Below are 25,267 nucleotides of genomic sequence, written 5' to 3' on the forward strand. Positions count from 1 at the left end.
TTCCTAAACGTCGAATTGGTTGCGAGAGGGGGCAGACCGCAGGCCGCATTCCTCAACGAACGACAGCAGGCCGAGGTGATAGGCCGCGGCGCCGAAGCCGACGCTCACGTTGTGCCCGGATCCGGCCTGCTGGTTGTGCGCGAAATGTGGTGTCGCGGTGAAGAATCCTTCGATCTCGGCGCGTGCCGCAGGGTCGGTCCGCCACACCTGCTCGTGTTCGGCGTCGGTCAGCCGTACCGGCACCCGCACCTGCGCGGCCAGCACCGGGAAGTCGGTCGGCCAGTCGTGCACGACGGCTACTTCGTAGCCCGGTGTCCCCACGGTGAGCGAACGCCCGCCCACCACCTCGGGCGGATAGCTTTCCGCCGGACTCCAGAGCAGTTCCCGAATCCCGCCCGCTTTGCGGGTCTTGCGGATCTGTTCGATGACCCGGATCGCCTCGGGGCGTTTGTGGACGCCGGTGCCCGCCAGTTCCAGGCCGAGCAGTTCGTCGCCACGATGGTCGGCGGCCATCCGTGCGGCCAGATCGCAGCCGGCCGAATGTCCCGCGAGGAACACCCCCGCGCCGCGCCCGCTCGAGCCGAGGAGGGCGTCGATCGCGGCGTAGCTCGCGTCGACGCGGCGCTGCGGCACATCGAAGGTCGCGTCCCATGGCTCGGAAGCGCCGTATCCCGGCCGGTCGAGGGCGAGCACGGTGAAGCCGAGTCGCGCGCCGAGCCGCAGCAGCGACAGCCACGGTCGGCCAGGAACATCGAAGTAGCGCGCCGAGGTCGCGCCACCGTGTACCGCGACGAGCACCGCGCGCGGATCGGCGACCTCGGCGCACAGGGCCGACATCCGGATCCCCGCCACGTGGACTTCCCTGGCCACAACAGCATCCACAGCCGTCGGCTCGCGCAGCAGACCGGTGCCCTCGGCGCTCATGCGTGGGCCCGCAGGAGCATGACACCGCTGGGGGTGAGTCCCCCGCTGCTGACGACGGCGACCCGCGCATCCGGAATCTGGCGCTGCTCGGCTCGACCACGCAATTGGGTGATCGCCTCGTGGATCAGTCCCATGCCGTGGGTGCGCCCGTGGGAGAGTTGCCCGCCATGGGTGTTCAGCGGTAGCGATCCGTCGCGGGCGATGTTCTTGCCGCCCTGGAGGAAGTCCTTGGCCTCGCCGATTCCGCAGAAGCCCAACGCCTCGATCCAGGACAGGCAGTTGAAGGTGAAGCCGTCGTAGAGCTCGGCGACATCGACGTCATCGGGGCGCAGTGTGGTGCGCGACCACAGGTGCGCCGCCTGACCGAGGACCTGTGGTTCGTGGGTGAGTGTGCTCTGATCCCATTCGAGCCGTTCGATGATCTGGGTGCCGACCGCCTCCACGAACACCGGCGGTTGGGCGAGGTCGGCGGCGGTCTCGCGCGCCGAGACGATCACGGCGACGGCACCGTCGCACGGCACGTCACAGTCGTAAAGGCCGAAGGGCGTGGTGACCGGTCGGGCGGACAGATAGTCGTCCATGGTCAGTGGCTCCCGGTAGATCGCGGACGGATCGAGCGCCGCGTTGGCGCGCTGATTCAGCGCGATCCAGCCCAGCGTTTCCCGATCGGTGCCGTAGCGATGGAAATGGCGTTGCGCGGTCTGCGCGAGCAGGTGTGCTGCCGAGATGGCCCCGAACGGGGCGAGCCACGGGTCGGTGATGCCGCCGGACGGCGAAATCGTCCCGGCGCGAACGTGTTCGGCGTAGCTCGACTCCCACACCGTGCGGAAGCACAGCACGTGGCGAGCCAGCCCGCTCGCCACCGCCAGCATCGCCGCGATCACCGAGCCGCCGGGCCCGAAGGTCTCCGCACTGCCGTTGTACCAGGTCGGACGGATTCCCAGCGCCGATTCCACCGCCGTGACCCCTCCTTCGGAGAAAGGCCCGAAATCTCCCGAGCCCGGATAGGTGGACAGGCCGTCGATGTCGTCGAGGCCGAGTCCGGCGTCGGCTACCGCATTGCGGCAGGCCGTCAGGGTCAAGGTCAGCGGGTCGGTCATGAGCCGTCGCCCGATCCGGGACCTGCCGATGCCGGTGAGCGCGACCTTGTCCTCGAACTTCTCCCGCGACGCCATCGGCCGGACGTGCTCGCGAACGGCCGCTGGTTCGATCGGATCCACCGGCAGCGGGACCGGCGGCGACTGCGGGTCTGTGGGCCGGAACAGTGGTAGCCAGGCGGTGCCCGTCTGCTCGAACACCACCTCCATCCGCTGCCCGAGTACGAGATCGGCGGGGTCGCAGCCGATCACATTGGTGGTCAACCGGACCCGTGAGTCCTCCTCGAGCGCGACCTGCGCCACGACGTAGGGCGCGGGCAGCCCCGGAACGGCGAATCGGTGGTTGACGGTGAAGCCGATCAGTGTGGCGAATCCGGAGACCGCGCCGACCTCGAGGTCCTCGCTACGGCAGTATCGGCATACGGGTTGCGGCGGGTGGATCAGCGCCGTACAGGACCGGCACTGCGTGATCCGCAGGCGACCGTCGGCGCCGGAGGCCCAGTAGAACTGGGTCTCCGGCGTGATCGTCGGCGGCGGCCGTCGGGTGGACTCGGCCACGGTGCTCCTTCCGAGCTGAGTCAGCTCGCCGTTGCCTTCGGCTTGGCGGGCAGCGAGTAGTTGGGCCGCCCGAGCCCGAGGATGTGCTGGGCGATCATGTTGCGGAACACCTCGAGCGTGCCGCCGTAGATGCCGCACAGCGGGGCCCAGCGGTAGATGTATTCCATGGCGCCGTTGTCCACGGCGCCTTCGGTGTCCACCGGCAGCGCGGCGGCGGGGCCGAGGATGTCCATCAGGTCCGGCGAGATGTCGCGCATGGTCTGGGCGATGGCGACGCGGCCGAACATGTGCGGAGCCGAGAGCGCTGCCTCCATCCGCGCGATGCTGCGGCCGAGGCGATGGGCGACGGCCCGGTCGTCGAGCAGACGGCGCCCGTCAGGTCCGGTACCCGCCGCGATCGAGACCACCTTGTCGACCGAAGTCGCCATCATGGTGCCCTGATGGACGAGGATCGAGACATCCTGCAGGCCGTCGTCGTCGGCACCGACCACACCGTGTTCCTCGTTGAGCGGGCCCATCAGCACTGCCCAGCCGCCGTTCACCTCGCCGAGGCGGTACTTGTCGTCCACGCGGACATCGCTGTAGTAGACGATGTTGGTGCGGTCGCCGTCCACGGTGCGGATGCCCTGGATCTCGATGCCGGGGCTGTCCAGCGGAACCAGGAACATGGTGAGGCTCTTGTGTTTCGACCCTTCGGGGTCGGTGTTGGTGATCAGGAAGACGTACTGGCAGTTGTGCGCGCCGGTGGTGAACATCTTCGAGCCGTTGATCACCCATTGGTCGCCGTCGCGCACCGCGCGCGTCTTGCACATCGCGACATCGGACCCGCCGTCGGGCTCGGTGTATCCCAGGCACAACCGGACCTCACCGCGCTCCAGTGCGGGCAGGACCTCCTTCTGGAGTTCGGCGGACCCGTGTTTGCGGACGGACTTGGAGACGATCGCGGTCGTGCCCCAGGTGACCCAGGGAGTGTGGACCCGGCGCCGCTCGAGGTCCCACAACCGGCGCCGCAGGCGATTGAGCCCGCCTTCTTCCTCGGGGTTCAGTTCCGCGCTCAGCCAGCCGGCCTCGCCGAGAGCCAGGTGCACTCCCTCGTCGAAGTTGTCGCCGGTCTCGCGGTCGCGACGACGGACCTCGTCGGTGACGTGGGTGGCGAGGAAAGCCCGTGCCCCGTCCAGGAATTCCTGGTCATCGGCAGAGAGTTCGACTCGTGAGAAATCCATGTTCTACTCCGTCCTAGGCCGACGCTGCGGCGAAGAGTTCAGCGACCTGCACTGCGCTGGCGCCCAGATCGCCCGCGGCCAGCGGCCAGCCCCTGGCGCGCACCAGATACGCGGACGCGGCCGCTTCCGTCGCGACACCGAGTCCGCCCTGCACCTGCACCGCCGTAGTCGCCGCGCGTGGCGCCTCCTCGGCGATGAAGACGAACGCCGCGGCCGACAGACCGGGCTGCACGTCGGGCTCGTGTTCGAGGAACCACGCGGCGCGGCGGGTCAGATTGCGGGCGGCGTTGACCGTGATCGCGATATTGGCCAGTGGATGGGAAATGCCCTGCAGGGTCGAGATCGGGACACCCATCGTGTAGCGGGTGGTAGCGAATTCCGCTGCTATCCGGAGGGTCTCGTCGATCAGCCCGACCAGCGCCGCGGCAGTCAGCACGCGCCATTCGTCGAGCGCCCGGTCGTATTCGGCGAGTGCCACGGCACCACTGGCCAGCACGGTCCGGCGGTCGGCGGCGGCCGGGTCGACCCAGGCCATCGGCAGACGACCGATGTTGTCGACCTTGGTGGGCCGGGTGTCGAAACTCAACCGCACGATGTCATCGCCGTCCCGCACGACGATGTCGTCGGCGACCGAGCCCGCGGGGATGAGCCGAATGCCGGTCGCGAAGTCGACGCGGGTATCCAGCGCGATCAGGCGCTTGCCCTCGACCACGTCGGCACTGTCGCGATCACCGGCGCTCAACGCACCGAGGCGAGCCAGCAGCCGCGCCGCGCACAGATGATCGATCCACGGCAGCGGCGCGATCACCCGTCCGAGTTCCTCGGCGACCAGCGACAATTCGACCAGCGTGGCACCGTCGCCACCGACCGATTCCGGCAGCGCCATCGAGGTCGCGCCGGTCGCGCACAACTGCTCCCACAGATCCTTGTCGAATCCGGTCTCCTCGGCCGCGCGGACAGTGTCGAGTGAACACCGCGAGCGGAAGAACTTCGCGTAGACGGCTTGGAGTTCGGTTTGGTCCGCCGACAGGCTGTAGTCCTGCCGGCGCAATTCGTAACGGTCCATCATCGTATTTCTCCTGATTCCGGCGCGTCAGTCGCCGACGGATCGGTCGCCGAAGAAGAACTCCTGCGCGTTGTTGTAGAGGTAGTTGTCCAGCACATCCGCGGGCAGATCCAGGGCTTCAGCTTCGGGCACGACCCTGCGCATGGCCAGCACCGGCCAGTCCGAACCGAAGATCACCTTGTTCTTGCCCCGCGTGCGCATGAAGTGAACGAGACTGTCCGGCAGCCGTTTAGGCGACCACGCCGAGGTCATCAGGCGCAGATTCTCGTACTTGATGAGCAGCCTGATCGCGGTGTCCCACCATGGATCGGCGCCGTGGATCATGCACAGCCGCAGTTCGGGAAACTGGTAGCACACCCGGTCCAGATAGATCGGATTCTGCACCTCACCGGGAATGGGCGGACCCGGGATTCCGGTGTTCATGCACAGCGGCAAGCCGATTTCGGCGCACTTGTAATAGAGCGGGTAGTAGACCGCGTCGGTCGGCGGATAGCGCCCGTCGCCCCAGAAGCTCGGGCCGGTCGTGGTGTAGGTGACGGGGAGATCGCGCACCAGCGAGGTGAGTTCGCGCAGCGAGGCGACCGGGCGCAGGAGATCGACGCCGTTGACCGCCAGCGAGAACCGATCCGGTCGTGCCTCGACGAACGCGAGCGCGGTCTTGGACGGTTTCACCATCGAATACATCAGGACGGCCTTCTCCACGCCCTGTTCGTCCATCTCGTCGAGCAAGGCGGTGAGTTCGACCTGGGCGTACATCGAATCGGCGCCCTTGAAATAGTCGTCACGGACTTTGAGCATCCAGGTGGGTTGCTCGAGCTCACCGAAGTGAACATTGACCAGGCAGTCGTTGACCTTGCGCATCGTCATGCTCCGATTCCTTCGTCGGCGGCCTCGCCGGCTTCTTCGACGGCCCGCCGCATCGCCCAGCGGTAGTCCGGCTTGCCGTTGCCGAGCCGACGGATCTCCTCGACATAGATCACTGCCTTGGGCACCTTGAAGCCGGCCAACCGAGATCTGCACAACTGCCGCAACGCCGTCGGGCCCACCCGGTCCGCCGCGTCGATGAGGTCGCCGGAGTCGACGCAGATCAGCGCGACCACCTCGTTGCCCCATTTCGCACTCGGTCTGCCGACCACGAGCGCGTCACCGACAAGGGGATCCGAACGCAGCACCTCCTCGACCTCTTCGACGAACACCTTCTCGCCGCCGGTGTTCACCACGAGGGCGTCGCGCCCAAGTAGCCGCAACGATCCGTCGGCGTCGACAGTCGCCCGGTCACCGGGGATCGCCATCCGTACGTTGTCGATGACGGGGAAGGTGCGCTCGGTGGCCTCGCGGTCGTCGAGGTAGCCCAGGGGGACGCGGCCGGTACGGGCCGCCCAGCCGACCTCGGCGTCGCCCGGTGTCAGGAATCGGGTGCGGTCGTCGGAGACGGCTGTCCCGCCCGGCATCGGGGCGAAGCTGTCGACTTCGTTTCCCTTGGTACTGCGACCGAATCCCATGCCGCCGGTTTCGGATGACCCGTAGCCCTCCACGACGAACGCGTGCGGAAGCAGGTCGAGCAGGTCACGTCGGTGCACGGGGTTGGTCGCCGCGCCGCCGGTGCCGATCGCCATCAGCGCGGACAGGTCGTAGTTCCCTTCGCGCAGCGCGCGCACCAGCGGTCCGGCGTAGGCGTCGCCGACGATCGTCATGAGCGCGGCCCGTTCCTGTTCGGCCACTCGGAGTGCGCTGTGCGCGTCGAACTTGCGCTGGTCGTCGTAGAGCACGACCGTCTGCCCGGCGAGCAGTCCGGAGAACGAGGTCCAGATCCCGGCCGCGTGCGACAGCGGCGACACCGCGAACCAGACGTGACCGGTCATCAGGGCCAGCTGGCGCAGACCCTCGCCCGACTCGTGGTCGGCACCGTTCATCGATGAGACGTACATGTCGCTCTGGCGCCAGAGCACGCCCTTGGGCCTGCCCGTGGTGCCGCCGGTGCACAACATGACCAGATCGTCGGGCGAGGTCTCGATGACCGGCTCGTCGGCGCCGAGCGCCACCGCGTCCTCGTACCCGATCGCCCCCGCCAGCTCGGCGACGTCGCTGCCGTCGTCGACCGACACCAGCAGTTCGACTCCCGCGGGCGCGGCCTGCTCGACCACTGAGCCGAAGGACCGGTGATAGACGATGCCACGTGGCTTGATGTAAGCCAGCAGGTCCCGGATCTCGTGCGCGGTGTAGTGGTGGTTGATATTGACCGGCACGACGCGCGCCTTCATCCCGGCGAGCATCACATCGAGGTACTGGTCGTTGCGCATCACCAGCGCGATCCGGTCCTGACCGCATTCCCAGCGGTCGAGTTCCGTGCGCGGGGTGTGCGCACCGAATCCGCGCTCGGCGAGGAAGTTCGCGAACTTCCGTGTCCGCAGTGCCGTCTCACCGAAGGTGCGGCGGCGTTCGCCACACACCGTCACGGTCCGATCCGGTACCGCCGCCGCGACCTCGTCGAACACGGCACTGATCGTCCATTCGGTCAACAGAGCGCTCCGATGTCGACGCGGGGATTCGATTGTTCTGTCTGCATGGTTCGGTCCTCGATGTCCTAACGGGAGGTGGCGGGAAAGCTTGCCGCAAACCGAATAGATATGACTACTGTATACGTAACAGTAGCGACCTGCGCAAGGCATTGGGGCCAGGATTGCCCCGCACCGCCGGATGCGGAACGCGGGCGCCGACCCACCGAATCGGCCGTCGACTTCGAACCTTGACTGTACTCTTTACTGTATATCTAACGGTATGAATCACCGATACCGATCGACCTGGAAGAATCGGGGACGACAGTGACCACCGAGAACACGTCCGTCGACAGCGCCGGGACCGTGGGCGTCGAACACGACGGACCGATTCTGCGTCTCACCATCGACCGTGCGAGCCGACGCAACGCACTGTCCCCCAGCATGATCGACACCCTCGTCGCCACGCTCACCGCCGCCGCGACCGACGCCGAGCTGCGCGTCGTGCACATCACCGGCGTCGGCGCGGATTTCTGCTCCGGTGTCGACTGGGTCGCGACCAACAGTGCGGGCGAGCGCCCGCCGACCGGCGATCTGGTCCGGCGCATCCCGCACACGGCCCACCGCGTCATCGAACTGGTGCACACCCTGCATCTGCCGGTGGTGTGCACCGTCCGAGGCTGGGCCGCCGGACTCGGGTGCAATCTCGCGATCGCCGCCGATTTCACCCTCGCCGACACCGACGCGGTGTTCTGGGAGCCGTTCCTGCCGCGCGGCTTCAGTCCCGACTCGGGCTCCACCTGGCTGCTCCCCCGCCTGATCGGGTCGGCAAGGGCCAAGCGGATGCTGCTGCTCGGCGAGAAGGTCGGGGCGACCGACGCCGCCGACTGGGGGCTGATCCACGAAACCACCGCACCCACTGATCTCGATCAGGCCACCGAGGAACTGCTCGCCCGCTTGGCCACCGCGCCGACCGTCGCCTTCGGCCTGGCCAAACAGTCCATCCACCGCAATCTCGTCACGGGGCTCACCGAGGCGATGGACAACGAGCTCTACGCACTCGAACTCGCCTGCCGTACCGCTGATTTCAAGGAGGGGCTGGCCGCGTTCCGACAACGCCGTGCTCCCGAGTTCCACGGCCGGTGACACCACCGGGCCGGCCGACACCACTGCCCGAAACTATGAAGAGGTAACCGATGAAGACCAGAGGCGCGTTGATCTGGGACCGCAATCAACCGTGGTCGATCGAGGACATCGAGATCGGCGAGCCGCGAACGGGCGAGGTCAAGGTCAGGATGGAGACGGCGGGGCTGTGCGATGCCGACCACCATCTCGTCACCGGTGATATCGCCATGGCCGGCTTCCCGATCCTCGGGGGCCACGAGGGCGCGGGGGTGGTGGTCGAAGTCGGCGCGGGCGTGCACGATCTCGCCGTCGGCGACCATGTGGTGATGTCGTTCGTGCCGTCCTGTGGCACGTGCCCGCCGTGCCGTGCCGGACTGTGCAATCTGTGCGACCTGGGCGCAGGCCTGCTCGGCGGCGCGGCTGTCGCCGACGGCACCTTCCGGGTCACCGCGCGGGGACGTGGAGTGCATCCGATGGCGCTGGTCGGCGCCTTCGCGCCCTACGCCGTCGTCCATCGAGCGTCGGTGGTGAAGATCGACCCGTCGATCCCGTTCGAGATCGCCTGCCTCGTCGGCTGCGACATCACCACCGGCTACGGTTCGGCCGTGCACACCGCACGGATCCAGCCGGGCGAGGATGTCGCGATCATCGGGCTCGGCGGCGTCGGCGCGTCCACGCTCCAGGGCGCGGTGCTCTCCGGCGCGTCGCGGATCTTCGTCGTCGATCCGGTCGAGTGGAAGCGCAAGCAAGCCGAGAAACTCGGGGCCACCGACGTCTATCCCGATCTCGCCACCGCCGCCGATGGTATCGCCGCCGCGACCGGGGGACGCATGTGTCACAAGGTGATCGCGTCGATGGGGCGGCGAGACGGTGACGACCTCGAAGCGTGGATGGACCTCACGGCCCGAGCGGGCACCTGCGTACTCACCGCCATGGGCGCCACGCTGGCGGCCGAGGTACCGCTCAAACTGTCGATGCGGACACTGTTGCAGAAGAACCTGCAGGGCAGCCTGTTCGGCGGCGGGAATCCGCACGAGGACATCCTCGAGGTGCTTGCCCTCTACAAACTCGGCGACCTCGATCTGGACGGTACGGTCACCAAGGCGTACCGGCTCGACCAGATCAACGAGGGCTACGAGGAGATCCACCGCACCCACGATCTGCGCGGCATCATCCGCTTCACCGACGCCGACCGTTAGCCCGCACGAGAACGGGGGCCGGACGATTCGTCCGGCCCCCGCTGTGTCGGCGGTTCAGGGAATGATGACGGTGCGCTGCACGGGAGCCGCGGGGGTCTGGCGCCCGTAGAGGCCCCGCTGCAGCGATCGAAGCAGGACGTTGCGTGTCTCCTCGGGCCGGATCAGTTCGTCGAAACCCATGTGCTCGGCGGAATGGTAGGACGCCTTCAGCTCCATGTCGCGCAGTTCGGCGGCCAGATCCGCTTCAGCGTGGGAGGCGTTGCTCAACGCGGCGGCGCCCATGGCGCCCATCGTGGCCCCCGGGTAGGCGAACGTGCCCGCCTGACCGTCGAATCCGATCAGCGACATCACCATCGAGCCGAATCCGTAGGCCTTGCGCAGTGTCACATGCAGTTTCAGCGTTGTCGCCGCGGTCTGTGCCACGAACATCCGCGCGCCGCTGCGCAGCACGCCTTCCCGCTCGGACTCGCTGCCGGGCAACATGCCCGGGTTGTCGGCGAGGAAGATGATCGGCAGGTGGAAGGAATCGGCGACCATGATGAAGTGGGCCGCCTTGTCCGCGGCCTCGGCGTCGATCGAGCCGGCCAGGACCTGCGGCTGATTGGCCACCACCGCGACCGGGTGCCCGCCCAGATGTGCCAGCGCGCAGATGATCGGAGTACCGCGTTCGGGCTGCACCTCGAACCAGTCGGTGCCGTCGAATACGACATCGAGCACGGCCCGCATGTCGTAGCTCTGCACATTGTCCCGGGAGACGATGTCGAGCAACTCCGGTGTCACGCGCGGCCCCGTTGTCTCGTCGGCGAGGTACACCGGCGGATAGGACCACGCGCTCGGCGGGAAATAGGACAGGTAGCGGCGGATTTCGTCGAGGACGTCCTCGTCGGTCTCGGCGACGTTGTGGACCACACCGCTGGGCAGCGCGACGTCGGGCCCACCGAGGTCTTCTTTCGAGATGTCCTCGCCGGTCGAGACTTTCACGACCGGCGGTCCCGCGGTGAAGATACAGCCCTGCCTGCTCATGATGGAGAAGTCGGCGACCGGGGCGACCAGTGCGCCGTGGCCCGCCGAGGGCCCGAGCACGCCGGTGACCATCGGCACCTTGCCCGAGCATTGCGCCTGGGCCAGCAGGTCGGTGGGTGTTCGGCCGTAGTGGTCGCCGGTCGGCCGGAATCCGGCCCCCTCCAGCAGCATCACCAGCGGAACCTTGTCGCGCACCGCCAATTCCGCGAGCCGGTACCGCTTGGAATTGCTGCCGGGTGCGATCGTGCCCGCCAGCGTGGTGAAGTCCTCGGCGCCGACCATCACGGGGACACCGTTGATCAGGCCGGAACCGGTCACGATCGCGTCGGCGGCCACATCGCCGCCGACGAGTGTGCCGAACTCCTGGAACGTCCCGGGGTCGAGCAGCCGTTCGATGCGCGCTCTGGCATCCAGCTTCCCCTTCCCTCGATGTTTGGCGACCCGGTCGGGGCCGCCCATCTCCAGCACGCGCGCGCGGCGACGACCGAGATCATCGAGGGTCTCGTCCCAGGTGTTGGCAGTTGTCATGTCGGGCCTGTCTTCTGTGATCGGGTACGCCGGAAACGGCGCGGAAACTCGGGAAAGCGGGACTGTTCGCTCAATCGATGGTGAAGCGGATCGGCAAATGCTTGAGCCCACCGACGAAAGTCGTCGCCGTCAACTCCGGCTCCCCCGCCAACTCGATCGACGTCAAGCGCGGCAACAACTCCCCCAGGAATTTGCTGATCTCCATCCGAGCCAACCCCGCACCCAGACAGAAGTGCACGCCGTAACCGAACGCCACATGCTTGTTCGGCGTCCGCTCGATATCGAAGCGGAACGGATCATCGAACGCATCCTCGTCACGATTCGCCGACACATACGACAACAACAGCGAATCGCCCGCCGGGATCGACACCCCGTTCACCACCGAATCCTCAGCAGCCGTTCGCATGAACGCCTTCACGGGCGTCACCCACCGAATGATCTCTTCGACCGCACCCGGCATCAACTCCGGATTCCGCCGCAACCGATCCAGCTGATCAGGATGCTCGATCAACGCCCGCAGACCGCCCGAGATACTGCTACTGGTCGTATCGTGGCCCGCTGTCGCGATGATCGCGTAATACGACACGATGTCCACATCCGACAACGGCTCACCATCGACCTTCGCGTTCGCGATCATCGATGCCAGATCATCGGTCGGATTCGCCCGCCGCGATTCCGTCAGCGCCTGGAAGAACGTGAACATCTCCACCAACGCGTTCATCGCCTCATCCGGTGGCGTCGACCGCTTCAGCTCCTCGTCATCGGAGCCCATCAACTCCTGAGTCAGCTTCAGCATCAGCGGAAAATCCGACTCCGGCACTCCGAGCAGCGACATGATCACATACAGCGGGAAATTCACCGCGATCTCGGACACGAAATCGCACTCACCACCGGTGTCGCGCATCCGGTCGACATATCGCTTCGCGAGCTCCTCGATCCGCACACCCATCGCCTTCATCGCTTTGGGCCCGAACCAATCCGCCGCGATCGCCCGCACCACCCGATGCTGGGGATCATCCATATGAATCAAGGTCCGGATCCCGATGGCGGCCTGCATCTCGTCGGACTCCGCGGTCATCAACACCGGACGCGGCCAGTTCGTGAACCGGCGATTCGCGCGCTCCACCGCCATCACATCCGCATGCTTGGTGATCGCCCAGAACGGCTTGTACCCGGCCACCTCCACCCTCGCCACCGGCTGATCCGCCCGCAACGCGGTCAACGCCGCATGCAACCTCGCCTCGTCGGCATAGGCGGAGGGATCCGCCAAAACGTTCGCAGCCTCATCAACGATCGGCATCCGTATCAGCACCTTTTCCCGTTCCGAGCTGGCAACCCAGCAATCCACCACCTCGCACGCACCCGTACCGATGGCGTTGTCTCGTTCACAAGACTGATTTATAGTTACCCTTACTGTCAAGCTTTCCATAACAGCGGCCACAGCGGGCCCACGGCGACCCCGGGCCGCCCGCTACCTCGACAGTCGCATTGCCGACCTGGATGTTGATCATATACTGTATGTCTTACAGTAAGTATTACTCCGAATAGTCGTACGGTGTGACGAAGCCAGAGGTGAGCTGTGAACAGCCCAGTTGAGGACCAATCAGAGACGATCGGGGACGTTCCCGATCCCCACGATCCCTACCCCTTCTTCGCCGCGCGGCGGCGAGCGGGCGGCGTGTTCCACGGGACGGTGATGGACTACTCCAGAACCCCGAAGGAACTGCGCCCCACCGACACCTACGCCGCCATGTCCTGGACCGCGGTGAACAAGGTCTTGCGCAACAACACGGTGTTCAGCACGAAGCTCTACGACACGACGATCGGCGTGTTCATGGGGCCCACCATCCTGGCGATGGACGGGTCCCCCCACCGGGCACACCGCAACCTCGTGTCCGCGGCCTTCAAGCCGCAGTCGCTGGCCGTGTGGGAACCCGAGGTCGTGCGCCCGATCTGCGAGGAACTCATCGACGAATTCATCGACGAGGGTCGCGCGGATCTGGTCCGCGACTTCACCTTCGAGTTCCCCACCCGGGTCATCGCCCGCCTGCTCGGACTGCCCGCCGAGGACCTACCGTTCTTCCGCGACGCCGCGGTGGCCATCATCAGCTACGCGGGCAATGTGCCGAGGGCGCTGCAAGCCTCCAAGGAACTCAAGGAATACTTCCTCGGTCATATCGAAAAGCGACGGACCGCCCCCAGCGACGACATCATCAGCAACCTGGTCACCGCCGACATCGACGGTGAGAAGCTCAGCGATCGCGCGATCTATTCCTTCCTGCGGCTACTGTTGCCCGCCGGTCTCGAAACGACCTACCGCTCATCGGGGAACCTGCTGTACCAGTTGCTCAGTCACCCCGAGCAATTCGCCGCGGTCCAGCGAGATCCCAGCCTGCTCCCACAGGCGATCGAAGAGGGTTTGCGATTCGAGACGCCGCTGACCCTGGTGCAGCGCTACGTCACCGAGGACACCGAATTGGAGGGCGTCGCCATCCCCGCGGGCGCTGTGGTCGATGTCTGCCTCGGCTCGGCGAACCGCGACGAGAGCCGATGGGAACGTTCGGAGGAGTTCGACATCTTCCGTCCCCATATCCCGCACATCAGCTTCACCGCGGGAGCCCACACCTGCCTCGGCCTGCACCTCGCCCGCCTGGAGACTCGCGTCGCCATGGAGTCACTGCTCGCGCGCCTGACCGACATCACCCTGCTGCCCGACGGCGACCCCCACATCTTCGGCCAGCCGTTCCGTTCGCCGAGCGCGCTGCCGGTGACCTTCGATGCCGTCCGAGGAGCCCTGTGACCACCCGTAACATCTTCGATCTCACCGGCCGTTCTGCGCTGGTCACCGGCGCGGCGGGCGGTATCGGCGCGGCGGTCGCCGCGGCCATGGCCGCCCAGGGCGCCGCGGTGCTCGTCACCGATATCGACGGAGCCGCAGCGGCGGTCACCGCCGAGAAGATCCTCGCCGACGGTGGCCGAGCCGCCGCGGTGGCTCTCGATGTCCGCGACCGGGCCGCCGCCGACGCGGCGGCGAGTGCCGCCGCGGCGCTGGCCGGCGGGACACTGCACATCGTGGTGAACAACGCGGGAGCCACCGAGCCCGCGATGTTCGGCGCCACCACCGAGGAATCGGTGGTGCGGATGCTCGACATCCACCTGCTCGGCGCGTTTCGCTGCACGCAGGCCGCGTTGGCGTATCTGCCGACCGACGGCACCGGTCGCGTCATCAACGTGACCTCGTCGGCGGGGTTGGTCGGCACGCTCGGACAGGTGAACTACTCGGCGGCCAAATCCGGCATCGTCGGCATGACGAAGTCGCTGGCGCGTGAACTGGCGCGCAAGCAGATCACGGTCAACGCGCTCGCTCCTGCGGCGGCGACACCGATGACCGAGACGATCCGTACCGATCCCAAGTTCGCCGAACAGATGCTGAATCGAATTCCCCTGCGCCGCTGGGCCGAACCGCAGGAGGTGGCGGGCGCTTTCGTCTTCCTCGCCTCCGACGCGGCATCGTTCGTCACCGGTCAGGTACTGCCGGTCGACGGTGGCCTGGTGATGTGACCGCACCGAATCCTCAGGCCCGGGCCAACACGGCCCGGGCCTGAAGTCGTTTGCGCACGCTAGCCCAGGTCCGGTTCCGGCACGTGGAAGTGCGCGTCCCGCAGACGGAATGCTTCCTTGGTGCCGTGTTCGGCTCTGGTCTTCACGAAATTGAATTCCCCCGGAGAGAATTGCAGATTGGTGCCGTAGGCGTGGAACAGGTAGCTGGCCACCTCCTCGCCCTGATATGCCTGGCTCTGCTCGACCATCCGGAACGCCTCCTTGGCGATGACGACACCGTCGGCCGGCATCTTCGCCGCCTTCTCGGCCCAGTACCGCGCACGGGCGGTAACGGCGTCCGGGTCGCAGGTCTCGGTGAAGACGCCGAGATGTTCCAGCGTTGCCGCCTCGATGATGTCGCCGGTCAACAGCATTCGGCGCGCGAGAACCGGGCCGAGCCGATGGAAGAACATGTGCAGGCTGCCCAGCGCCGGACCGAGGAACCGGGCCGCGGGCATGCCGATCTTCGCGTCCCGCGCGATGACCGAGATATCGGTCATCAAGGCCATCTCGAACCCGCCACCCAGCGCATAGCCGCTGATCTCACCGACGGTGACCTTCGGGAAGCCCATGAAATTGTGGTAGAAGCCGAAGGACTTGCGATCCACCGTGAGTCGCCTGCGCTGACTCGGCCTGCTCTTGGCGGGCCGGTCACCGTTGGCCGCCGGTCGCTCGCCGTACCAGCCGTAGGCGTTGTTCATATCGGCACCGGTGCTGAACACCAGCTCGGCACCGCGCAGCAACACGACGGTGATGTCGTCGTCCTCGGCCACTTCGTCGAGGTAGCGCGCGATCCCGTCGCGCATGGCCGCGTCGTAGGAATTGCGCTGCTTCGGGTTGTTCAGGGTGATGGTGGCGATCCTGCGGTCCGGATCCACCTCGTAGAGCACACGGCCCTCGGCGGTGCTGGAACTGGTCATCGGATGTCTCTTCCTTCTCGTTCGAGGGGGATGTGCGCGCGCTGTCCGTAGCGCGCGGTGGTCGGTGTGGCCATCAGACGACCTGCCGCTCGCGCAGGTCGGCCACCTCGTCGGGGCTGTAACCGAGATCGGCCAGGATCTGCCCGGTGTGCTCGCCGAGCAGCGGCGCGCGCCGACGAATCCGTCCCGGCGTGCGCGACATCCGGAACGGCGTTGCGACGATCGGCACCGGCTTCGACGCTCCCGGATAGTCGATCCGCTCGAGGTAGCCCAGCTTCTCGACGTGCGGGTCCTCGAGCACGTCGTGGGTGCTTTGCATCGGCGCCGCCGGCAGTTTGAACTGCTCGAGCGCCGCGAGCACCTCGGCCTTGGTGCGATCCCGGCACCAGTCCTGCATGAGGTCGTTGAGGAAGTCGCTGTGCTGCCAGCGCAGGTCGTCACCGGCGAAGCGCGGGTCGTCCATGAGATCCTCCCGACCGATCAACCGGCACCACCGGCGGAACATCGGCTGCCCGGCCACCTGGAGCAGCACCCAGCCGTCGGTGACCTCGTAGAGGTCGCACGGCGCGACCGAGGTCCCCCGATTGCCCATGCGCGGTTTGTCGACGCCGAGCAGGTCGCGCTCGATCAGGAACGCGTTGCTCATCATCAGCGCGGTCGGCAGCAACGCGCCCTCGACGTGCTGGCCCTCGCCGGTGGCGCGATGGTGGAACAGGGCCATCATGACCCCGATGGCCAGTGTCATCGCGGTGCCGAAGTCGGTGTAGGGGACCGTGGTGCGGATCGGCTGCTCGGGCAGGCCCTGGCGGTGGGTGGCGCCCGACATGACCTGGCCCGCACCGTCGAAACCGATCCGGTCGCTGTAGGGACCGCCCTCGCCGTAGGCCGTGGCGCTGGCCAGGATGATGTCGGCCTTGACCGCGCGCAGGGTGTCGTAGTCGAGTCCGCTGGCCCGCATTCCGGCCAACGGCATGTTGGCGACGACGATGTCGGCGCCTGCCACGAGGCGCCGGGTGATCTCGGCGCCCTCGGGCGTGGTCGAGTCCAGGGTCAGCGACCGCTTGTTCCGGTTGCACTGCAGGAACGTGCCGCCCTCGCCGCCCTCGGTCACCGCCTGCACCCAACGGTCCTCACCGCCCTCGCGCTTCTCGACTCGGACGACGTCGGCGCCCATGTCGGCCAGGATCGCGCTGCACCACGGGGCGGCGATGAACCGGCCGTAGTCGAGCACCCGCACACCGTCGAGGACGCCCCTGGTCGTACTCCCCCCGGCGGGCCGGTCGGCTCCTGCGTCCGAAGGTGTGCTCCCGTTCTCGGCCATCGCCACTCTTTCCTCGTCGGTACTTCACGTCACCCTGGCAGAACCATAACGGTATTGTCTACTGTATCTCTAACAGTATGGGCCACGCCCTGTCCCCCAGGAGGAATGCATGCCGTTCGATACCATCGGCTACGAGGTAGACGGGCACACGGCCACGATCACACTGAACCGGCCCGAGGCCCTCAACGCGCTGAGCCCGCACATGATCACCGAACTGCGCGCCGCCTACGACGAGGCCGAGACCGACGACAAGGTCTGGCTGCTGATCGTCACCGCGAACGGTCGTGCCTTCTGCACCGGCGCCGATGTCAAGGCGATCCCCGGCGACGGCAAGGTCCTCAACGAGAAGCCGTACCTGTCGACCTACGAACAGTGGGAGGCTCCGCAGGAGGGCACCCCGCCCTTCCGGACCATGACCAAACCGATCCTCGTCGCGATCAACGGAATCTGTTGCGGAGCGGGCCTGGACTGGGTGACCACCGGCGACATCATCATCGCCTCGGATCGAGCGACCTTCTTCGATCCCCATGTGAGCATCGGGCTCGTCGCGGGCCGAGAGGTGGTCCGTCTGGCGCGGGTGCTCCCGCGCACCGTGGCCCTGCGGATGGCGATGATGGGCAAGCACGAGCGGATGAGCGCCCAGCGCGCCTACGAGCTGGGCATGATCACCGAGGTCGTCGAGCACGACCGTCTGCTCGAGCGGGCTCGCGAGATCGCCGACACCCTCAATTCCAATGCGCCGCTGGCGGTTCGCGGCACCCGCCTGGCGATCGTCAAGGGCCTGGACGTGCCGATGCACGAGGCCGAGATGCTGGCCGAGTCGTTCCGCGAACGGGTCACCCGCACCGAGGACGCGCTCGAGGGACCGCGCGCGTTCGTCGAGAAGCGCGCCCCGGAATGGCAGTGCCGATGAGCGCCGACTACAGCACGATTCTGCTCGACGTCGACGCAGACGACCGGGTCGCGACCCTCACCCTGAACCGCCCCGAACGGCTCAACGCCTTCGACCGCACCATGTGCGAGGAGGTCCGCGACGCGTGGCGCCGGATCAGGCTCGACGACTCGGTGAACGCGGTCGTTCTGCGCGCGGCGGGCACACGCGCCTTCAGCGCGGGACTCGACATCAAGTCCGCCTACGGCCAACCCGCCGGGATCTGGCACCACGAGGACCCCGGCGAGGCATTGAGCCCCAAGTGGCAGAAGATGTGGAAGCCGGTGGTCTGCGCGGTCAACGGCCTGTGCACGGCGGGAGCGTTCTACTTCGTCAACGAATCCGACGTGGTGATCTGTTCCGACGATGCCACCTTCTTCGACTCCCACGTGTCGGCGGGGTTGGTCTGCGCGCTGGAGCCGATCGGACTCATGCGCCGGGTCGGGCTCGGAGAGACCCTGCGCATCGCGTTGATGGGCAACGACGAACGGGTTTGCGCCGAGACCGCGCTGCGCATCGGCCTTGTCTCGGAAATAGTGACCCGCGAACAACTCTGGGAACGCGCGCACGCCATCGCCGCCACCATCGCGGCCAAGCCGCCGACAGCGACCCAGGGCACGGTGAAGGCGATTTGGGAATCGCTGGACAAGCCCTATCGGGCCGCACTCGATCAGGGCCTCATCTACACCCGCCTCGGCAACCCGATCGCCAAGGCGGAGCTCGCCGCGACCACGGAAGATCGGCAACGCCAGGCCATTTCGACCGAACCGAGGATTCGTTGATGACCGACACCCATGACCATCCACTGAGCGGGCGCATCGCCGGAGTCCTCGACCTGGCGCCGAGTTCACGGGCCATCGAATTCGACGGAACCTGGCACAACTGGGGCGAACTCGCCGAGACCGCGCGGCGCGTCAGCGCGCTGATCACAAGGCCGTGCCAGGTCGGCATCCTGTTGCGCAACCGCCCCGAACACGTGGCCGCGTTCCTCGGCGTTCTGCTCAGCGGCGGCACCGTCGTCGTGATCAACCCCGCCCGTGGCGACGACCGCACCCGGTCCGATATCGCCGCGCTGGACCTACCACTGGTGATCGGCGGGCAGGCGGACCTGGCCGGGCTCGTCGAGTCCGGTGCCGCGACAGTCACCATCGCCGACCTCGGCACCGCGCCGATCGCCAGCGAGGCGGCACGCGAGCGCGACGCGGGCACCCCGCTGCCGGGGATCGCCGTGCGCATGCTCACCAGTGGAACCACCGGTCCGCCCAAACGCGTCGAGATCACCTACGACATGCTGGCGCGCAGTGTCATCGGCACCGACTTCGAGCAGGCCGCCGCACCGACCGCGCCGCGCGGTGGCGTCGCGATCGTCAATGCTCCGCTGGTACACATCGGCGGCATCTTCCGCATTCTGCAGTGCGTCGTCGACGCCAGACCGTTCGTCTTCCTGCCGCGCTTCGACCTCGACCGCTGGGCGGCGGCGGTGCGGGCGCATCGTCCGGGCGCGGTGTCACTGGTACCCGCTGCGCTGCGGATGGTGCTGCACTCGAGCCTGGGCGCACAGGATCTGGACGGTGTCCGGGTGGTCACCTCGGGCACCGCGCCGCTCTCAGCCGCCGACGCCGACGCCTTCCAGGACAAGTTCGGCATCCCGGTCCTGACTTCCTATGCTGCCACCGAATTCGGCGGCGGTGTCGCCGGCTGGACGCTCGACGACCATCGACAGTTCTGGAATGCCAAGCGCGGCAGCGTCGGCCGGGCCAGTGGCGGCGCCCGCCTGCGGGTGGTCGGCGAGGACGGCACCGCGCTCGGGCCGGACGAGTCCGGCCTGCTCGAGGTCGCACCCGGTCAGCTCGGCCCCACCGCGAACTGGGTGCGAACCACCGATATCGCCCGCATCGACGCCGACGGATTCCTCTGGATTCTGGGACGTGCCGACCAGGCCATCATCCGAGGTGGTTTCAAGATCATGCCCGATGATGTGCGCGCCGCCCTCGAGGAACATCCCGCCGTCGGTGGTGCCGCGGTCGTCGCCAGAGCCGACGACCGGCTCGGCGAGACCCCGGTCGCCATGGTCGAACTGCGGGCGGGTCGCCACACCGAACTCGACGAACTGGTCGAATACCTGAGCACTCGGTTGGCCCGCTACGAAATCCCCACCGCGATCGCCGTCGTCGATGCCATCCCGCGCACACCGTCGGGCAAGGCGGATCTGTCCGCGGTCCGCGATCACTTCACCGCAACCGCCATCGGCCGACGGCCACCTTCCGAAAGTGGTGATCCGACATGATGTCGACCATCCGAGAGATCAGCGGGCTACTCGACCACATCGGCTTCCGCAAGGCGACCGACGCCGACGGCTCGCTCGTCTGGGAACTGCCCGTCGCGCCACACGTGGTCAACACCTCCGGTGGGCTACAGGGCGGTCTGATCGCGACACTCGCCGACATCGCGGCAGGCACACTCGCTCTGGAGTCCCGTCCACCGAACACCGGCGTGGTCACCTCGGATCTCAGTGTGCGGTACTTCCGCCCGATCACCGACGGCACGGCGCGCGCGGTGAGCAAGGTCGTGCACGCGGGCAAACGGTCGATCGTCGTCCAGGTCGAGGTATTCGACGTCGTAGACGGCACGTTGGCCGCTCTGGCGACCGTCAATTTCGCCACGGTGAGCTTCGCGACCGACCGATCAGCCGCAGCGAACAGCTAGAACCACAGCCGGTGCACGACAGGCCGGCGTCGGTCACACGATGCGGAGGCCGGATCGGAATTGCCCCGATCCGGCCTCATCGAATCCAGTTGGCGCAGAGATGCTCCGGCGGCCGGAACCCGCAGACGTCAACTCCCGGAGTACAGGGCGGCCACCGCGTCCGTCCTGGCCTTCAACGCGGCATTGCGCGGAAGGTTGTCGACGACGGCGATCGCGACCGGAACATGGTGGCTCGGCAGCCGATCCCGCACGTGCGCGACCAGATCCGCTTCCGAGGGCACCGGCATCCCACGACGCGGCTGCACCGCGGCGAACGGCACCTGACCCAATCGGCGATCCGGGACGCCGACGACACACGCATCGCGAACCCCGGGATGGGTCAGCAGGGCGGCGCGCACCGTTTCCGGCAGGATCTTGAAACCGCCGCGGTTGATCGCGCCATCGGCTCGCCCGTGCACCGTCACGAACCCGTCGGCATCCACGGAGGCGAGGTCGGTGGTCCGCACCCAGGTGGCACCGAGCGCGGCCACCTCGGCCTCGAGCAGTCCCGTCGCACCGACGCCCACCTCCGACCCGGTCACCGCGTCGACGATGCGTACCCGCACGCCGGGCAGCGGCACACCGACGCTGCCCGTCTTGGTCGCGCCGAATCGCTGGTGCAACTGCGGTGTCCACGCACACACCGAGCCGGCGAACTCGGTGGCACCATAGGCCCACAGCAGCGGAATGGCGTAGCGGCGTTCGAATTCCGCACGCAGTTCCGGCTCGAGCGGGCCGGAACCACCCGGCAGATACTCCAGGGACGAAAGGTCCTCTGGCGGCACCTCGGCTTCCAGCAGCATGCGAAGAATCGTCGGCTGCACGCCGGTCCGAGTGACCCGGTAGGTCTTGACCGCCCGCACCCATTCCTCGACCGTGAACTTCTCCAGCAACACCATGCGTTTGCCGAGGAACGGCGCCGCGAGCAGCTGACAGATACCGATGCTGCCGAACGGCCAGTACACCAATTCCGGTGGATCGTCGGGATCGGCGACGGTCGCCCCGCCGGTCATGGTGCGGACCGTATGTCCCAACGCCGACAGGGGGATCGGCACCCGCTTGGGTGGGCCGGTCGTTCCGCTGGTCAGGATGTGCAATCCGGGCACGGTTGTCACCTGATCGGCGACTCGATCGGTCGACCGGTCACCGCGCACGATGGTCTCGACCGAGGGCTCGTCCAGCGCCACCGCGATCCCGACACCGCCCACCCGCTCGCAGGCGGCCACGACCGGCGCCGTCCAGTCCCGCCGATCGGCGATCACCGCGACCGGACGTGTCTGTTCGATGTCGCGGGCGATGCCCGAGGCCGACTGATACGAGTTGATCATCGTGACCGGTCGACGTTGAGTGATGAACCCGAGGATCGCGGCCGCGTGCGGCACCCGATTGCGGACGACGATCCCGATCGGGTCCTCGGCGCGCACGCCCGCACGGTCCAACTCCGCGGTGATCCGGTGGACGTAGGCTCGCACGGCGTTGCCGGAATACCAGCGCCGCTCGAACTCTATGCACGGCCGCTCGCCGAAGCCCGCGAGCCCCTCGGCGAGTGTTGTCACGAGCTCGGTCGCGGCGGAGCTCTCGTCGTGATCCTGTATCGACATCGGTGGCTCTCCGATTCACTCAGGACCGGGCGGGAGCCGGCGGCCGGTAGAACAGCGCGAGCTGGCCGACACCGACCGCGAGGCCGAGGCCGACGGCGAGGCCGAATCCCCACCAGCCGTCCACTCGGTCGGTGCCGAAGATCAGCTGGTCGAGGCTGATCCGGCCGGGACCGAGGGTGGCCACACTCACCGCGCCCACCGCCAGCACCAGGTTGTACTCCCAGCCCTCGCCCACGATGAAGAAGCCCTTCGACCTGTGCACCGTCCAGGCGGCGACCAGCATGAGCGCGACGAAACCCGCGGCCGCGAGGGGAGTGAGCAACCCGAATGCCAGCGCGAGGCCGACGCCGACCTCACTGCTCGCGGCGAGGCGCGCGTGCAGGATGCCGGGGCGCATCCCGATGCTGTCGAACCAGCGGGCCGTGCCCGGTATCCGACCACCCCCGAAGAACTTCTGGTAGCCGTGCGCGGCCATGGTGAGGCCGAGACACACCCGCAGAATCAGCACACCCGTGTCGTACGCAGTCATCGCTTTACCGCCCTGTCCATCGAGTTCCGCGCCGTGAGCACGATCCTCGACACATCTCCCGTATTACTTACCGCTGGTATTACAGTAATGTTAGACATAACGCGCGTCCGGTCAAGACGGCGCATCGGGCCACGCATGCCCACCAGACATATCGAGCACGACGGCGCCACTACGCCGCGAACGAGGAGGCCCTGCCATGACGAGCGCATCCACCGCCACCAGCGCGGTCAACGCAGAAGACTTCAGCGAAATCCTCGCGCAGACCAAGGATTTCGTACGAAACGTGGTCGTGCGGCGAGAGCGCGAGATCGCCGAACAGAACCGGATGCCCGACGAGATCGTGCACCAGGCCAAGGCCATGGGCCTGTTCGGCTACGCGATTCCCCAGCAGTGGGGCGGCCTCGGACTCGACCTCGCCCAGGACGTGGAACTGGCCATGGAACTCGGCTACACCACGCTCGCGCTGCGCTCACTGTTCGGCACCAACAACGGTATCGCCGGTCAGGTCCTGGTCGGGTTCGGCACCGAGGATCAGAAATCCCGATGGCTCGAACACATCGCCTCCGGCGCTGTCGTCGCGTCGTTCGCGCTCACCGAGTCCGGCGCCGGCTCCGATCCCGCGGCGCTGCGCACCACCGCGTCCAGGTCGGGCGAGGACTGGATCATCAACGGCGAGAAGCGCTTCATCACCAACGCGCCGGTCGCCGACCTGTTCGTCGTGTTCGCTCGCACCCGCCCCGCCGACGAGGACGGCGCGGGCATCTCGGTGTTCCTGGTCCCCGCCGCGACCCCCGGCGTGGAAGTCGGCCCGAAGGACCGCAAGATGGGCCAGGAGGGCGCGTGGACCGCCGAGGTGTATTTCCGCGATGTCCGCGTCGGTGCCGACGCGCTCGTCGGCGGCAACGAGGACATCGGCTACCGCGCGGCGATGACCTCGCTGGCGCGGGGTCGTGTCCATATCGCGGCACTCGCGGTGGGCACGGCGCAGCGGGCACTCGACGAATCCGTCACCTACGCCGCGAGCGCCACCCAGGGCGGTACCCCCATCGGGCGATTCCAGTTGGTCCAGGCCCACCTGGCGGATATGCAGACCGGGGTGATGGCGGGCCGCGCGCTGGTTCGTGATGCCGCGCGGGCATGGGTGGCGGGCGAGGACCGGCGGGTGGCGCCGTCGGTGGCCAAGCTGTTCTGCACCGAAATGGCTGGGCGGGTGGCCGATTCGGCGGTGCAGGTCCACGGCGGTACGGGGTATATGCGCGATGTCGCCGTGGAACGGATCTACCGTGATGTCCGGTTGCTGCGGCTGTACGAGGGCACCAGCGAGATCCAGCGCCTGATCATCGGCGGCGGACTGATCCGGAATGCCGAGCGGGCCGCGAGGTAACGGGCCGGGTCGGCCACCGCATCGGTGGCGGCCGACCCGGTCGCCGGATATCAGCTCAAGTCGAACGGACCGTCGGCGATCACAGCTCCCAAGCCGCCGAGGTCGATACCGAGCTCGGCGGTCGCGCTCACGCAGGCCGCGACGTCCTTGCGCAGGAACGGCGCGGCACGTTTCTCGAATTTCGCCAGACCACCGGTGCGCCGGATCGAATCGGCCGCGTAGCTGTTGCCACTGGCCACCGACAGCGCCTGCAGCAGTTGGCCTTCCTCGATGCCCAGCTTGCGGCCGACCTCGGCCGCCACGGCAACCAGTTGCGCGTTCGCGGCGAACAGCGCGTTGTTGACCAGCTTCACGCCGAGCGCGCTACCGAGCGCACCCGTGGCCAGAACCGAACTCGCGTAGGCGGACAGCACCGGACGGACGGCTTCGACGGCCACCGACGGTCCGCCGAGCAATACCGTGAGCCGCCCGGCGGCGATGTCCTCGGCCGACCCGCTGACCGGCCCATCGAGCAGGACCGGACCATCGGGTCGCGCGGCGGCAAGCTCCGTGATCGTCGAGACCGTGCCGGTCGTGTGCGAGACCACCACCGCGTCGGCCCCCGCCGACGCCAACACCCCGTCCGGGCCCGAGAGGACCTCGCGCAACTGGTGATCCGAGAACAGGCAGGCGATGATCACCTCGCTGGATACCGCGGCTTCCCGCACCGAGTCGACGACTTCGGCCCCCGCGGCCCGCAGGCGTTCGCGCACCGCGTCCTGGCGCGCGTAGACCACGGTCCGATGACCTGCCGCCACCAGTCGAACCACCATCGGCTCGCCCATCTGGCCCGCTCCGATGAACCCGACAACCTTCGACATCCGCGCCGCTCCTCACTCGCGTTGAACCCGTTCGCTACCGAGAACGATGCGACGAGCCACTGATCGACAGTGATCCAGTAATACCAACTGTAACAGCGTCGCCCAGCGCGGAACAGCCGCGCCTTGTGCCGCGAACGT

22 protein-coding genes are annotated in these 25,267 nt (G+C 67.4%); 9 read left to right on the plus strand and 13 right to left on the minus strand.

Features of this window, described 5'->3' with window-relative positions:
- Positions 1-3 precede the first annotated feature (3 nt).
- The 6 genes from ACFWPX_RS02000 to ACFWPX_RS02025 are packed head-to-tail and all read right to left on the minus strand — an operon-like array spanning position 4 to position 7,387.
- Complete coding sequence (locus tag ACFWPX_RS02000; RefSeq protein ID WP_378925069.1) at positions 4-924, minus strand: alpha/beta hydrolase; 921 nt, start codon at positions 922-924, stop codon at positions 4-6.
- Positions 921-2,579 carry an OB-fold domain-containing protein gene (locus ACFWPX_RS02005; RefSeq protein WP_378925071.1) on the minus strand — a complete coding sequence of 553 codons (1,659 nt, stop codon included), beginning with the start codon at positions 2,577-2,579 and terminating at the stop codon, positions 921-923. Before ACFWPX_RS02005 ends, ACFWPX_RS02000 begins: the two co-directional genes overlap by 4 nt.
- A 20-nt stretch (positions 2,580-2,599) precedes the next feature.
- Complete coding sequence (locus ACFWPX_RS02010; RefSeq protein WP_378925073.1) at positions 2,600-3,802, minus strand: acyl-CoA dehydrogenase family protein; 1,203 nt, start codon at positions 3,800-3,802, stop codon at positions 2,600-2,602.
- A 13-nt stretch (positions 3,803-3,815) separates the two neighbouring features.
- Positions 3,816-4,868 (minus strand): acyl-CoA dehydrogenase family protein, encoded by a 1,053-nt coding sequence (locus ACFWPX_RS02015; protein ID WP_378926099.1) that lies wholly within the window; start codon positions 4,866-4,868, stop codon positions 3,816-3,818.
- A gap of 27 nt (positions 4,869-4,895) precedes the next feature.
- Positions 4,896-5,735 carry an amidohydrolase family protein gene (locus ACFWPX_RS02020; RefSeq protein ID WP_378925075.1) on the minus strand — a complete coding sequence of 280 codons (840 nt, stop codon included), beginning with the start codon at positions 5,733-5,735 and terminating at the stop codon, positions 4,896-4,898.
- Positions 5,732-7,387: an AMP-binding protein gene (locus ACFWPX_RS02025; RefSeq protein ID WP_378925077.1), complete on the minus strand. Its 1,656-nt coding sequence runs from the start codon at positions 7,385-7,387 to the stop codon at positions 5,732-5,734. Before ACFWPX_RS02025 ends, ACFWPX_RS02020 begins: the two co-directional genes overlap by 4 nt.
- A 303-nt stretch (positions 7,388-7,690) precedes the next feature.
- Here ACFWPX_RS02025 and ACFWPX_RS02030 point away from each other — a divergent pair, with 303 nt between their 5' ends.
- Positions 7,691-8,509 carry an enoyl-CoA hydratase/isomerase family protein gene (locus ACFWPX_RS02030; RefSeq protein WP_378925079.1) on the plus strand — a complete coding sequence of 273 codons (819 nt, stop codon included), beginning with the start codon at positions 7,691-7,693 and terminating at the stop codon, positions 8,507-8,509.
- A 50-nt stretch (positions 8,510-8,559) separates the two neighbouring features.
- Complete coding sequence (locus ACFWPX_RS02035) at positions 8,560-9,687, plus strand: NDMA-dependent alcohol dehydrogenase (RefSeq protein ID WP_378925081.1); 1,128 nt, start codon at positions 8,560-8,562, stop codon at positions 9,685-9,687.
- Positions 9,688-9,741: 54 nt separating this feature from the next.
- On the opposite strand, the gene ACFWPX_RS02040 is transcribed toward ACFWPX_RS02035, so the two are convergent.
- Positions 9,742-11,238, minus strand: coding sequence for an acyl-CoA carboxylase subunit beta (locus ACFWPX_RS02040; protein ID WP_378925083.1), 1,497 nt, complete (start codon positions 11,236-11,238; stop codon positions 9,742-9,744).
- A 70-nt stretch (positions 11,239-11,308) separates the two neighbouring features.
- Positions 11,309-12,538: a cytochrome P450 gene (locus tag ACFWPX_RS02045; protein WP_378926101.1), complete on the minus strand. Its 1,230-nt coding sequence runs from the start codon at positions 12,536-12,538 to the stop codon at positions 11,309-11,311.
- A 279-nt stretch (positions 12,539-12,817) separates the two neighbouring features.
- Here ACFWPX_RS02045 and ACFWPX_RS02050 point away from each other — a divergent pair, with 279 nt between their 5' ends.
- Both ACFWPX_RS02050 and ACFWPX_RS02055 read left to right on the plus strand, forming a co-directional pair.
- Complete coding sequence (locus ACFWPX_RS02050; RefSeq protein ID WP_378925085.1) at positions 12,818-14,038, plus strand: cytochrome P450; 1,221 nt, start codon at positions 12,818-12,820, stop codon at positions 14,036-14,038.
- Positions 14,035-14,799, plus strand: coding sequence for an SDR family NAD(P)-dependent oxidoreductase (locus ACFWPX_RS02055; protein ID WP_378925087.1), 765 nt, complete (start codon positions 14,035-14,037; stop codon positions 14,797-14,799). The genes ACFWPX_RS02050 and ACFWPX_RS02055 overlap by 4 nt, the downstream gene beginning before the upstream one ends.
- Before the next feature lie 59 nt (positions 14,800-14,858).
- Here the strand turns inward: ACFWPX_RS02055 and ACFWPX_RS02060 are convergent, their stop codons facing one another.
- Positions 14,859-15,758 (minus strand): enoyl-CoA hydratase/isomerase family protein, encoded by a 900-nt coding sequence (locus ACFWPX_RS02060; RefSeq protein ID WP_378925089.1) that lies wholly within the window; start codon positions 15,756-15,758, stop codon positions 14,859-14,861.
- 73 nt (positions 15,759-15,831) lie between these two features.
- Entirely contained in the window at positions 15,832-17,079 is a 1,248-nt protein-coding gene (locus tag ACFWPX_RS02065; RefSeq protein ID WP_378925091.1) for a CaiB/BaiF CoA transferase family protein, read from the minus strand.
- A gap of 109 nt (positions 17,080-17,188) precedes the next feature.
- Between ACFWPX_RS02065 and ACFWPX_RS02070 the strand changes: the two genes are divergently transcribed.
- The 4 genes from ACFWPX_RS02070 to ACFWPX_RS02085 are packed head-to-tail and all read left to right on the plus strand — an operon-like array spanning position 17,189 to position 20,716.
- Complete coding sequence (locus ACFWPX_RS02070; protein WP_378925093.1) at positions 17,189-17,992, plus strand: enoyl-CoA hydratase/isomerase family protein; 804 nt, start codon at positions 17,189-17,191, stop codon at positions 17,990-17,992.
- The gene (locus ACFWPX_RS02075; RefSeq protein ID WP_378925095.1) at positions 17,977-18,792 is read left to right on the plus strand and encodes an enoyl-CoA hydratase/isomerase family protein; all 816 of its coding nucleotides are present in this window, start codon (positions 17,977-17,979) and stop codon (positions 18,790-18,792) included. Before ACFWPX_RS02070 ends, ACFWPX_RS02075 begins: the two co-directional genes overlap by 16 nt.
- On the plus strand, positions 18,792-20,297 hold the full coding sequence (locus ACFWPX_RS02080; RefSeq protein ID WP_378925097.1) for a class I adenylate-forming enzyme family protein: 1,506 nt from the start codon (positions 18,792-18,794) through the stop codon (positions 20,295-20,297). Before ACFWPX_RS02075 ends, ACFWPX_RS02080 begins: the two co-directional genes overlap by 1 nt.
- On the plus strand, positions 20,294-20,716 hold the full coding sequence (locus ACFWPX_RS02085) for a PaaI family thioesterase (RefSeq protein ID WP_378925099.1): 423 nt from the start codon (positions 20,294-20,296) through the stop codon (positions 20,714-20,716). The genes ACFWPX_RS02080 and ACFWPX_RS02085 overlap by 4 nt, the downstream gene beginning before the upstream one ends.
- A gap of 128 nt (positions 20,717-20,844) precedes the next feature.
- Here the strand turns inward: ACFWPX_RS02085 and ACFWPX_RS02090 are convergent, their stop codons facing one another.
- Together ACFWPX_RS02090 and ACFWPX_RS02095 are read right to left on the minus strand one after the other, a co-directional pair.
- Positions 20,845-22,356, minus strand: coding sequence for a class I adenylate-forming enzyme family protein (locus tag ACFWPX_RS02090; RefSeq protein WP_378925101.1), 1,512 nt, complete (start codon positions 22,354-22,356; stop codon positions 20,845-20,847).
- 19 nt (positions 22,357-22,375) lie between these two features.
- A complete protein-coding gene (locus ACFWPX_RS02095; protein WP_378925103.1) occupies positions 22,376-22,885 on the minus strand; it encodes a DoxX family protein in 510 nt (169 codons plus the stop codon).
- A 196-nt stretch (positions 22,886-23,081) separates the two neighbouring features.
- Here ACFWPX_RS02095 and ACFWPX_RS02100 point away from each other — a divergent pair, with 196 nt between their 5' ends.
- On the plus strand, positions 23,082-24,269 hold the full coding sequence (locus tag ACFWPX_RS02100; RefSeq protein ID WP_378925105.1) for an acyl-CoA dehydrogenase family protein: 1,188 nt from the start codon (positions 23,082-23,084) through the stop codon (positions 24,267-24,269).
- Between the two features lie 50 nt (positions 24,270-24,319).
- On the opposite strand, the gene ACFWPX_RS02105 is transcribed toward ACFWPX_RS02100, so the two are convergent.
- Positions 24,320-25,129 (minus strand): NAD(P)-dependent oxidoreductase, encoded by an 810-nt coding sequence (locus ACFWPX_RS02105; RefSeq protein ID WP_378925107.1) that lies wholly within the window; start codon positions 25,127-25,129, stop codon positions 24,320-24,322.
- Positions 25,130-25,267 lie beyond the last annotated feature (138 nt).

Origin of the sequence: Nocardia sp. NPDC058518, assembly GCF_042719655.1 — a bacterium.
Classification (GTDB): Bacteria; Actinomycetota; Actinomycetes; order Mycobacteriales; family Mycobacteriaceae; genus Nocardia.

Bases quoted from the DNA above. Each gene is read 5' to 3' on its own strand.
- ACFWPX_RS02060 (WP_378925089.1), bottom strand. From the start codon at position 15,758: ATGACCAGTTCCAGCACCGCCGAGGGCCGTGTGCTCTACGAGGTGGAT.
- ACFWPX_RS02105 (WP_378925107.1), bottom strand. From the start codon at position 25,129: ATGTCGAAGGTTGTCGGGTTCATCGGAGCGGGCCAGATGGGCGAGCCG.
- ACFWPX_RS02100 (WP_378925105.1), top strand. From the start codon at position 23,082: ATGACGAGCGCATCCACCGCCACCAGCGCGGTCAACGCAGAAGACTTC.
- ACFWPX_RS02070 (WP_378925093.1), top strand. From the start codon at position 17,189: ATGCCGTTCGATACCATCGGCTACGAGGTAGACGGGCACACGGCCACG.
- ACFWPX_RS02020 (WP_378925075.1), bottom strand. From the start codon at position 5,735: ATGACGATGCGCAAGGTCAACGACTGCCTGGTCAATGTTCACTTCGGT.
- ACFWPX_RS02065 (WP_378925091.1), bottom strand. From the start codon at position 17,079: ATGGCCGAGAACGGGAGCACACCTTCGGACGCAGGAGCCGACCGGCCC.
- ACFWPX_RS02095 (WP_378925103.1), bottom strand. From the start codon at position 22,885: ATGACTGCGTACGACACGGGTGTGCTGATTCTGCGGGTGTGTCTCGGC.
- ACFWPX_RS02000 (WP_378925069.1), bottom strand. From the start codon at position 924: ATGAGCGCCGAGGGCACCGGTCTGCTGCGCGAGCCGACGGCTGTGGAT.
- ACFWPX_RS02085 (WP_378925099.1), top strand. From the start codon at position 20,294: ATGATGTCGACCATCCGAGAGATCAGCGGGCTACTCGACCACATCGGC.
- ACFWPX_RS02080 (WP_378925097.1), top strand. From the start codon at position 18,792: ATGACCGACACCCATGACCATCCACTGAGCGGGCGCATCGCCGGAGTC.
- ACFWPX_RS02090 (WP_378925101.1), bottom strand. From the start codon at position 22,356: ATGTCGATACAGGATCACGACGAGAGCTCCGCCGCGACCGAGCTCGTG.
- ACFWPX_RS02040 (WP_378925083.1), bottom strand. From the start codon at position 11,238: ATGACAACTGCCAACACCTGGGACGAGACCCTCGATGATCTCGGTCGT.
- ACFWPX_RS02015 (WP_378926099.1), bottom strand. From the start codon at position 4,868: ATGGACCGTTACGAATTGCGCCGGCAGGACTACAGCCTGTCGGCGGAC.
- ACFWPX_RS02045 (WP_378926101.1), bottom strand. From the start codon at position 12,538: ATGCCGATCGTTGATGAGGCTGCGAACGTTTTGGCGGATCCCTCCGCC.
- ACFWPX_RS02010 (WP_378925073.1), bottom strand. From the start codon at position 3,802: ATGGATTTCTCACGAGTCGAACTCTCTGCCGATGACCAGGAATTCCTG.
- ACFWPX_RS02035 (WP_378925081.1), top strand. From the start codon at position 8,560: ATGAAGACCAGAGGCGCGTTGATCTGGGACCGCAATCAACCGTGGTCG.
- ACFWPX_RS02075 (WP_378925095.1), top strand. From the start codon at position 17,977: ATGGCAGTGCCGATGAGCGCCGACTACAGCACGATTCTGCTCGACGTC.